The sequence below is a fragment of the Fibrobacter sp. genome, from assembly GCA_012523595.1.
GTDB lineage: Bacteria > Fibrobacterota > Chitinivibrionia > Chitinivibrionales > Chitinispirillaceae > JAAYIG01.
Window position 1 is genome coordinate 1 of sequence record JAAYIG010000109.1, and the last position, 1,587, is coordinate 1,587.

A 1,587-nucleotide genomic window follows, 5' to 3' on the forward strand; every position below is an offset into this window, starting at 1 on the left:
ACGGTTTGGAAAATTTTACATCCCAGGAGATCGAAAAGAAATTTCATGAGATTTCAGAAAGCTCAAACATCCCTGCCGGAAAACTGATTCATCCTACACGCCTGGCAGTCAGCGGAGTAAGCTTTGGGCCCGGGCTCTTTGAGCTGTTGGAAGTTCTGGGTAAAGAAACCGTAACCAGACGTTTAATAACTGCTGCCAATTTTATCAGAGGGAATATGTGAAATGATTAAACACATAGTTATGTGGAAGTTAATTGATTATTACGAGGGAAAGACCAAAAACGAAATAGCTGAAACTATCAAAGAAAATATCGAGGCGCTCAAAGAGGTGATACCTCAAATAAAGGAGGTTGAAGTAGGAATCAATTTCAACAGTTCAGATGCAGCTTTTGATCTTAGCCTCTATTCGGTATTTGATTCCAGAGAGGATCTTGAGATCTACCAGAACCATCCTCAACATCTGAAAATCGCGGAATATATTGCTAAAGTAAGAACACAGAGAGTCGTTTGCGACTATGAATTTAAAGGCAATAATTAATAACTATAATTGAAAAGTTTATTCTGTATCTTGAAACGTAAAACAAATATCAATAAATGTAAATGGAGTTTTTATGGAGAATTCCGCTGCAGAAAACCTGCCTGATAAAAACAAGAAAACAACGGAAGAGGGAGCTGTTCCGGTTGCTAACTTCATCCGGGACATAATCCGGGAGGATTTAAAAAAGGGTAAATGGCAAAAAGTGGTTACCCGTTTTCCGCCTGAACCCAACGGGTATTTACATATTGGACATGCAAAAGCTATATGTATCGATTTTGGCATGGCTGCTGAGCATGGGGGCGAGTGTCATCTGCGGTTTGATGATACCAATCCCGCAAAAGAGGAACAGGAATATATCAGAGCCATACAAGAGGATATAAAGTGGCTTGGTTTTGATTGGGGAGACCATCTGTACTATGCATCGGATTATTTCGAACAGATGTACCATTGGGCAATCGAGCTTATCAAGGCCGGGAAAGCCTATGTAGATGATCTCAGTGCTGATCAGATCCGGGAATATCGCGGTACACTGACCCAGCCGGGAAAAGAAAGTCCCTATCGCAATCGTTCGGTAGAGGAGAATCTTGACCTTTTTCAGAGAATGAGAAACGGAGAGTTTGAGGATGGTTCCAGGGTGTTGAGAGCTAAAATTGACATGGCGCATCCCAATATGAATATGCGGGATCCGGTTATGTACAGGATTCTCAAGGTCGCTCACCATCGAACCGGTACAACCTGGAAAATTTATCCCATGTACGATTGGGCTCATGGCCTGGAGGATTCAATCGAGGGGGTGACTCATTCTCTGTGCTCGCTTGAGTTTGAAGATCATCGTCCGCTTTATGATTGGTTTTTGGATCAGCTTGGGGTTCATCACCCGCAGCAGATAGAGTTTGCACGTCTTAACCTTACCTATACAGTTATGAGCAAACGTAAATTGCTCGAGCTGGTCAGAAACAAATATGTCAATGAATGGGATGATCCCAGAATGCCCACTCTGTCCGGGCTGCGCAGGAAAGGCTATACTCCTGAAGCGATAAGAAATTCTTC

Annotated in this window: 3 protein-coding genes; all 3 read left to right on the forward strand. The window is 42.7% G+C overall.

The window, feature by feature from the left end; translation table 11 throughout:
- On the forward strand, positions 1 to 221 hold a 221-nt coding region (locus GX089_07635; GenBank protein ID NLP02348.1), incomplete at its 5' end, for a glutamate--tRNA ligase.
- Position 222: 1 nt separating this feature from the next.
- Entirely contained in the window at positions 223 to 537 is a 315-nt protein-coding gene (locus tag GX089_07640; protein NLP02349.1) for a Dabb family protein, read from the forward strand.
- A gap of 73 nt (positions 538 to 610) precedes the next feature.
- Positions 611 to 1,587 (forward strand): glutamine--tRNA ligase (gene glnS, locus GX089_07645; GenBank protein NLP02350.1); only part of this gene is annotated, 977 nt, incomplete at its 3' end.